The sequence below is a fragment of the Rhodoplanes roseus genome, assembly GCF_003258865.1.
Classification (GTDB): domain Bacteria; phylum Pseudomonadota; class Alphaproteobacteria; order Rhizobiales; family Xanthobacteraceae; genus Rhodoplanes; species Rhodoplanes roseus.
In genome coordinates, this window is record NZ_NPEX01000263.1 from 1 (window position 1) to 8,011 (window position 8,011).

The 8,011-nt window shown below is 70.1% G+C and carries 5 protein-coding genes; 4 read left to right on the plus strand and 1 reads right to left on the minus strand.

Going from position 1 to position 8,011, the window contains the following annotated elements; translation table 11 throughout:
- The coding region (locus CH341_RS25145; RefSeq protein ID WP_111421718.1) for a penicillin-binding protein activator at window positions 1-1,111 on the plus strand (1,111 nt) is incomplete at its 5' end.
- Window positions 1,112-1,150: 39 nt separating this feature from the next.
- Here the strand turns inward: CH341_RS25145 and CH341_RS25150 are convergent.
- Window positions 1,151-4,123 (minus strand): FAD-binding and (Fe-S)-binding domain-containing protein, encoded by a 2,973-nt coding sequence (locus CH341_RS25150; RefSeq protein WP_111421719.1) that lies wholly within the window; start codon window positions 4,121-4,123, stop codon window positions 1,151-1,153.
- Between the two features lie 179 nt (window positions 4,124-4,302).
- Here CH341_RS25150 and CH341_RS25155 point away from each other — a divergent pair, with 179 nt between their 5' ends.
- From CH341_RS25155 to rlmN, 3 genes are all read left to right on the plus strand, one after another.
- Window positions 4,303-5,511 (plus strand): pyridoxal-phosphate-dependent aminotransferase family protein, encoded by a 1,209-nt coding sequence (locus tag CH341_RS25155; RefSeq protein WP_111421720.1) that lies wholly within the window; start codon window positions 4,303-4,305, stop codon window positions 5,509-5,511.
- Window positions 5,512-5,628: 117 nt separating this feature from the next.
- A complete protein-coding gene (locus CH341_RS25160; RefSeq protein ID WP_111421721.1) occupies window positions 5,629-6,501 on the plus strand; it encodes an aldo/keto reductase family oxidoreductase in 873 nt (290 codons plus the stop codon).
- A 153-nt stretch (window positions 6,502-6,654) separates the two neighbouring features.
- Entirely contained in the window at window positions 6,655-7,896 is a 1,242-nt protein-coding gene (gene rlmN / locus CH341_RS25165; RefSeq protein WP_111421722.1) for a dual-specificity RNA methyltransferase RlmN, read from the plus strand.
- Window positions 7,897-8,011: the final 115 nt, after the last annotated feature.

The window sequence follows — 8,011 nt, forward strand, 5'->3', positions numbered from 1 at the left end:
CCGCAGCACGCCGGACACGCCGCCGCCGCCTCCCGGGGCCGGGGCGGGCGTTTCGACCGAGCCGCTGCCCCCGGTGGCGGGCGGCGCGCCCGCGACCGGCCAGACGCGGGTGAGCCTGCTGCTGCCGCTGTCGGCCGGCGGCAATGCCGGCGCGGCGGCTCAGTCGATGAAGAGCGCGGCCGAGATGGCGCTCGCCGAGTTCAACAATCCCGACGTTCTGCTCGACGTGAAGGACGACGCCGGCACGGCCCAGGGCGCCCAGGGGGCGGCCCGGCAGGCCCTCGACGAGGGCGCGGTCGTAATTCTCGGGCCGCTGTTCGCCCATGCGGTCGGCGCCGCCGCCCAGGTCGCCCGCGGCCGCGTGCCGGTGATCGCCTTCTCGACCGATTCGAACGTCGCGGCGCGCGGCGTCTATCTGCTGAGCTTCCTGCCCGAGTCGGACGTCGACCGGATCGTCGATTACGCGGCCCAGCAGGGCAAGCGCTCCGTCGCGGCGCTGCTGCCCGACAACCCGTATGGCAGCGTCGTCGAGGCGGCGTTGAAGTCGGCGGTGTCGCGCAAGGGCGGCCGGATCACCGCGGTCGAGCGCTACAAGCCCGGCGACAGCGGCCTGCAGGGGCCGGTGAAGCAGATCGCCGAGGCGGCCGGCCGCTCCGACGCGCTGTTCCTGGCCGATTCGGGCGACGCGGTGCCGCGGGTCGTCCAGGCCCTGCAGGCCGGCGGGGTCGATCCGCGCCGCATCCAGCTCATCGGCACCGGCCTGTGGGACGACCAGCGGGTGTTCTCGGATCCGGCCATGGACGGCGGCTGGTTCGCGGCGCCGGACTCGGCCGGCTTCCGGGCCTTCGCCGGGCGTTACCGCAGCCGCTACGGGCAGGACCCGGTGCGCACCGCGACGCTCGCCTACGACGCCGTCGCGCTGGTCGCGGCGCTGCTCAAGGGCGGCCAGCGGATCAGCGACGAGGTGCTGACCAATCCGTCCGGCTTCGCCGGCATCGACGGTGTTTTCAGGTTCCGCCAGGACGGCACCAACCAGCGCGGCCTCGCGGTGCTGAAGGTGACGACCTCGGGCGGCCAGGTGGTCTCGGCAGCGCCCCGGACATTCACGTGAAAAGGACGATCACCTGAGCGCGCTGGTCAGGTGATCTGATCACGTCGGGGCGTTAGTGACCGCGTCGAGGCTGGCCGCCAGCACGCGCGCGACGTGATGTGCCTGGCGGCCGGAGCCGTCGTGGATCTGGTGCCGGCACGAGGCGCCGTCGGCGACCACCAGCGCGTCGGCCGGCGCGGCGCGCACCGCGGGCAACAGCGACAGCTCGCCCATCGCCAGCGACACGTCGAGGGTCTCGGCCACCATGCCGAAGCTGCCGGCCATGCCGCAGCAGCTCGACTCGATGGTCTCCACGGCGAGATCCGGGATCAGCCGCAGCACCCGCTCGACGTCGCCCATGACGCCGAAGCTCTTCTGGTGACAGTGCCCGTGCAGCAGCGCCCGCGATCCGATCGGGGCGAGTGGCAGGGCCAGCGTTCCGCGCCCGACCTCGCCGGCCAGAAATTCCTCGAACAGCAGAGCGCGCTCGGCGACGGCGCCGGCCATGTCGGACCCGATCAGGGCCGGGATCTCGTCGCGGAACGTCAGCAGGCAGCTCGGCTCCAGCCCGATCACCGGCATGTTTTTCGCGACACAGGGCGCGAGCGCGGCGAGCGACCGCTCCGCCTCGCGGCGCGCCTCGTCGACCCGACCGACCGACAGGAAGGTGCGGCCGCAGCACAGCGGCCGGCGGCTCCCGTCGACCGGGCGGGCGACGTGCACCCGAAAACCCGCGGCGGTGAGCACACGTCGCGCGTCGCGCAGGTTCTCGGGCTCGAACCAGCGATTGAGCGTGTCGGCGAACAGCACGACCTCGCGGCCGTCTTCACCCACCCCTCCAGGGGAGGGTGAAGGAGCGGCCTCGTCGTCCCGGAAGTGATCACGTCGCCAGCGTGGAAGCGAGCGGCGGGCCGATAGTCCGAGCAGCGACTCGGACAATGCCGCAAGCCCCGGCACCCGATCACGCGCATTCATCAGCCACGGTGCGCGGGCGGCCCAGGGCGCCCAGCGCGGCAAAGATCCGAGCAGATGGTCGCGCAGCGGCAGCCCGCGAGCCTGGGCGCGGGCGGCCAGCACTTCGATCTTCATGCGGGCCATGTCGACGCCCGTCGGGCACTCGCGCCGGCAGGCCTTGCAGGAGACGCACAGCTTCAGCGTCTCCATCATCTCGTCGGATGTCAGCGCGCCGGGCCCGAGCTGGCCCGTGACGGCGAGCCGCAGCGTGTTGGCGCGGCCGCGCGTCGAATCCTTCTCGTCCCGCGTGGCGCGAAAACTCGGACACATGACGCCGCCGGCGAGCGACCGGCAGGCGCCGTTGTTGTTGCACATCTCGACAGCGCCCTGGAAACCGCCGCCCGAGCCCGGCCACGCCGACCAGTCGAGTGCCGTGGTCATCGGCTCGCCGCGATACCCTTCGCCGAAGCGGAACCAGGCGCGGTCGTCGAATTTAGGCGCCCGCACGATTTTTGCGGGATTGTAGAGGCCGGCCGGATCGAAGCGGTCCTTCACCTCTTCGAAAGCGCGCACCAGGCGCGTGCCGAACATCGGCTCGTGAAACTCCGAGCGCACCAGGCCGTCGCCGTGCTCGCCCGAATGCGAGCCCTTGTACTCGCGCACGAAGGCAAAGGCTTCCTCGGCGATGGCGCGCATCGCCTTGCGATCCTTCTCCAGCCGCAGGTTCAGGACGGGGCGCACATGCAGGCAACCGACCGAGGCGTGGGCGTACCAGGTGCCGGTGGTGCCGTGCCGGTGGAACACCTCGGTGAGCCGCGTCGTGTAGTCGGCGAGGTGCTCGAGCGGCACGGCGCAGTCCTCGACGAAGGACACGGGTTTCCCCTCGTCCTTCATCGACATCATGATGTTGAGGCCGGCGGTGCGGAGCTCGGTGACGGCCGCCTGCAGCTTCGGATCGATGACATCGACCACGCCGCCGAACGTCTGGCCCGGCTTGTCCCAGGCGAAGCCGAGATCGCCGATCAGCTCGTGCAGGCGGGAGAGGCGTTTGAGGTTGTCGTCCCACTCGGCCTCGGCGAACTCGACCAGCAGGATGGCGGCCGGATCGCCGCGGACCACCGCGTCGAGCGTCGGGCGGAACATCGCGATGTCGCGGGCGAGCGCGATCATGGTGGCGTCGACCAGCTCGACCGCGATCGGCATCAGCCGCACGATGTGCTGGGCCGCATCCATCGCCGCGCGAAAATCGCCGAAATGGCAAGCCCCGACCGCGCGGCGGCCCAAGAGCGGCGAGAGCTTCAGCTCGATCGCGGTCGAGAAGGCGAGCGTGCCCTCGGAGCCGACCAGGATGTGCGCGAGATTGAGGTCGTTGGTGCCGGGCACCAGGGCGTCGATGTTGTAGCCGCCGACGCGACGCTGCACCTTCGGGAATCTCAGGGCGATCTCGTCCGCCTCGCGGGCGGCGAGCCTCAGGAGATCCTGCGCCAGCGGCCGCACCGGCGAGGATGCCGGCAGGTCCGAGAGGTCGGCCGCGACGCGGCCGAAATGCGCCGGCGTGCCGTCGGCCAACAGCGCGTCGATCGACAGAATGTTCTCGCGGGTGTTGCCGTAGCGCAGCGAGCGGCCGCCGCACGAGTTGTTGGCCGTCATGCCGCCGATGGTGGCGCGCGACGCGGTCGAGACGTCGACCGGAAACCACAGGCCGTGAGCCTTCAGCTTGCGGTTCAGCTCGTCCAGCACCAGGCCGGGCTCGACCCGGCAGCGTCGGCCGGCGACGTCGAGATCGACCAGACGCGTGAGATGCTTCGAGCAGTCGACCACCAGCGAAGGCCCGACCGTCTGGCCGGACTGCGAGGTGCCGCCGCCGCGCGCCAGCACGCTGACACCCTCCTCACGCGCGATCGCGATCGCTCGGGCGGCGTCCTGTACGTTGCGTGGCGCCACCACGCCGACAGGAAATTTCTGATAGTGCGACGCGTCCGTCGCATAACGTCCGCGCGAAAAGCGGTCGAAGGCGACGTCGCCCGACATGTCGGCGGCGAGGCGACGCTCCAGGCCGGACGCGGCAGGACGGGGCATGCGGGGGCTCTTCGACTCGGCGTGGCGGAGAGGCGCCCGCGCGGTCCGGACCGGAACTCGCCACGGTTGCGCTGCAGCAATCCAAAACCTTGACGGACTGTCGCATTCGTCCTTGAAGACGGCAAGCCGCGGTCGGCGACCGCGACCGGTCCGAGACTCGCACCGACAGGACACCCCCGATGCCCCAAAATGCCTCGCGCGCCGCCGGCCGGCACTTCCTCCACATTCCGGGGCCGACCCCGGTGCCGGACCGCATCCTCCGCGCCATCGACACGCCGCTGATCGATCATCGCGGCCCGGAGTTCTCGGCGCTGGCGCGGCGGGCGCTCGACGGCATCAAGACGATCTTCAAGACCACCAATCCGGTGATCATCTACACGGCGACCGGCACGGGCGCCTGGGAGGCGGCCCTGGTCAACACCCTGTCGCCGGGGGACCGGGTGCTGATGGTCGAGACCGGCCAGTTCGCCAGCCAGTGGCGCAACATGGCGCAGAAGCTCGGACTGGTGCCCGAGATGATCCCGACCGACTGGCGGGTCGGGGTCGATCCGGCCGCCGTCGAGGCGCGGCTGAAGGACGACAAGGCTCAAACCATCAAGGCCGTCTGCGTGCTGCACAACGAGACCGCGACGGGCTGCATGTCCGACATCGCGGCGGTGCGGCGCGCGATCGACGCCGCCGGTCATCCGGCGCTGCTGATGGTCGACACCATCTCGTCGCTCGCCTCGGTCGACTACCGGCACGACGAGTGGGGCGTCGACGTCACGGTCGGCGGCGCCCAGAAGGGCCTGATGCTGCCGCCCGGAATGTCGTTCAACGCGGTGAGCGACAAGGCGCTGGCCGCCGGCAAGACGGCGCGGATGCCGAAGTCCTTCTTCGCCTGGGAGGACATGCTGACCATGAACCGGCAGGGCTTCTTTCCCTACACGCCGGCGACCAACATGATCCAGGGACTCGTCGTCGCCATCGACATGCTGCACGAGGAGGGGCTGGAGACCGTCTTCGCCCGTCACGAGCGGCTGGCCGAGGCGACCCGCCGCGCCGTGCGGGCCTGGGGCCTGGAGATTCTCTGCCGGGATCCGAACGCCTATTCCTCGACCGTCACGGCCGTGCTGCTGCCCGAGGGCCACAACGCCGACGCCTTCCGGGCGCTGGCGCTGGAGCACTTCAATGTCTCCTACGGCGCCAGCTTCGGGCCGTTCGCCGGAAAATACTTCCGCATCGGCCATCTCGGCGACACCAACGACCTCACCGTGCTGGCGGCGCTCGCCGGCGCCGAGATGACGCTGTCGCTCGCCGGCATCCCGCACCGGAAGGGCGGAGTCCAGGCCGCGATGGATTATCTGGCCGAGGCCCACGCCAAGCCGGAACGGGCGGCAGCCGAGTAGGGCGGCCCACGCTTCCATCACATTGTTCGGATTTTCGCACGGCCCGTGCGGTTCGGGCCGGGTTCTCGCACGCTGGGCGGCGGTGTAGCTCTGGCGGGTCAGACGAGGAGAACGGCAATGAGCATCGATCAGTCCGGCACCCACACTCTCGGCCACCGCACCGTGCGGCGGCTCGGCTATGGCGCCATGCAGCTCGCCGGGCCTGGCGTGTTCGGCCCGCCCAAGGACCCGGACGCCGCCCGCGCGGTGCTGCGCGAGGCGGTGGCGAGCGGCGTGAACCACATCGACACCTCGGACTTTTATGGTCCGCACGTCACCAACCAGATCATCCGCGAGGCGCTGCACCCCTATCCGGACGATCTCGTCATCGTCACCAAGGTCAGCGCCCGGCGTGGCGCCGACGGCTCCTGGATCCCGGCGATGTCGCCGGCCGAGCTGACCGCGGCCGTCCACGACAACCTGCGCAATCTGGGCCTAGACCAGATCGAGGTGGTGAACCTTCGCAGCATGCTGGACGTGCACGGGCCGGCCGAGGGCTCGCTGGAGGCGCCGCTGACCGTCCTGGCCGAGCTGCGCGAGAAGGGGCTGATCCGCCATATCGGGCTGAGCAATGTCACGCCCAAGCAGGTCGCCGATGCGCAAAAGATCGTGCCGATCGTCTGCGTGCAGAACCAGTACAACCTCGCGCACCGGAACGACGATGCCCTGATCGACGACCTCGCCCGCGGCGGCATTCCCTATGTGCCGTTCTTCCCGCTGGGCGGTTTCACGCCGCTGCAGTCCTCGGCGCTGGACGCCGTCGCCAAACGGCTCGGGGCGACCTCCATGCAGGTGGCGCTCGCCTGGCTGCTGCGCCGTGCCCCGAACATCCTGCTGATTCCCGGCACCTCGTCGCTCGCCCATCTGCGCCAGAATCTCGCTGCCGCGGAGCTGACGCTGTCGGACGATGCGATGGCGGACCTGGACGGGATCGCCGTGCCGCGCGGGTGAGGAGAGCGGCCGGTCGGCGGGGAGGTCCGAAGTGGTGCAAAAACACCATTTTGGACATCGTCCACGCGAACGCCTAGATATCGGGGGACGCCGCGAGGCAAACCACCCCCGAAAATCCGGGCGACGCCCGAAGACACCGCCCGAAGAGCCCCGATGACCGTTTCGCTCGATCCCACCGCCGCGGCCGCCGCGCCGATCCTCGCTCCGCTGGAGAAGGCACCCCTCGAGATCTATGTGGCGCCCGACAAGCCGTCGCTGGTCGGCCTGTCGCGGACCGAGCTGCGCGATGCGCTGGTCGGCATCGGCGTGGCGCCGGCCCAGGCCAAGATGCGGATCCAGCAGCTCTGGCACTGGATCTACGTGCGCGGCGCCCGCGATTTCGAGGCGATGACCAACGTGTCGAAGGACATGCGCGTCGAGCTCGAGCGGCATTTCACGCTGGCCCGGCCCGAGGTGGTGGCCGAGCAGGTGTCGACCGACGGCACCCGCAAGTGGCTGCTGCGCCTGCCCGGCACGTCGGGGACGCCGCACGAGGTCGAGTGCGTCTACATCCCGGAGACCGACCGCGGGACGCTGTGCGTCTCCAGCCAGGTCGGCTGCACGCTCACCTGCTCGTTCTGCCACACCGGCACGCAGCGCCTGGTGCGCAATCTCACGGCCGGTGAGATCGTCGGCCAAGTGCTGGTGGCGCGCGACCGGCTGGGCGAGTGGCCGGGCGGCACGCCGCCCAGCGACGGCATCGTGCCGACCGACGGCGGGCGCTACATCAGCAACATCGTGATGATGGGCATGGGCGAGCCGCTCTACAATTTCGAGGCGGTGCGCGACGCCCTGCAGATCGTCGCCGACGGCGAAGGGATCGGCATCTCCAAGCGCCGCATCACGCTGTCGACCTCGGGCGTGGTGCCGAACATCGTGCGGGCCGGCGACGAGATCGGCGTGATGCTGGCGATCTCGCTGCACGCGGTGCGCGACGAGGTGCGCGACGTGCTGGTGCCGCTCAACAAGAAGTACCCGATCGCCGAGCTGATGGAGGCCTGCCGCAACTATCCGGGCCTCAACAATGCGCGGCGCATCACCTTCGAGTACGTGATGTTGAAGGGCGTCAACGACTCGCTCGCCGACGCCAAGGCGCTGGTGAAGCTGGTCAAGGGCATCCCGGCCAAGATCAACCTGATCCCGTTCAACCCGTGGCCCGGCACACGATACGAGTGCTCGGACTGGGACCAGATCGAAAAGTTCTCGGAGTACGTCTTCGCCGCCGGCTACTCGTCGCCGGTGCGCACCCCGCGCGGCCGCGACATCTTCGCCGCCTGCGGCCAGCTCAAGAGCGCGACGGAAAAGCTCTCGGCGCGCGAAAGAATGGCGCTGCGCGCCATGGCGATGACCGAGTGAGGCGGCGTCATTCCGGGGCGCGCTGGAGGCGCGAACCCGGAATCCAGCCGCGCTCGCCGAGATCGTCGCTGGATTCCGGGTTCGCTGCTTCGCAGCGCCCCGGAATGACAGCGAC

Excerpts from the sequence above, each read along its gene's own strand:
- CH341_RS25160 (WP_111421721.1), top strand. The coding sequence starts at position 5,629 with ATGAGCATCGATCAGTCCGGCACCCACACTCTCGGCCACCGCACCGTG.
- CH341_RS25150 (WP_111421719.1), bottom strand. The coding sequence starts at position 4,123 with ATGCCCCGTCCTGCCGCGTCCGGCCTGGAGCGTCGCCTCGCCGCCGAC.
- rlmN (WP_111421722.1), top strand. The coding sequence starts at position 6,655 with ATGACCGTTTCGCTCGATCCCACCGCCGCGGCCGCCGCGCCGATCCTC.
- CH341_RS25155 (WP_111421720.1), top strand. The coding sequence starts at position 4,303 with ATGCCCCAAAATGCCTCGCGCGCCGCCGGCCGGCACTTCCTCCACATT.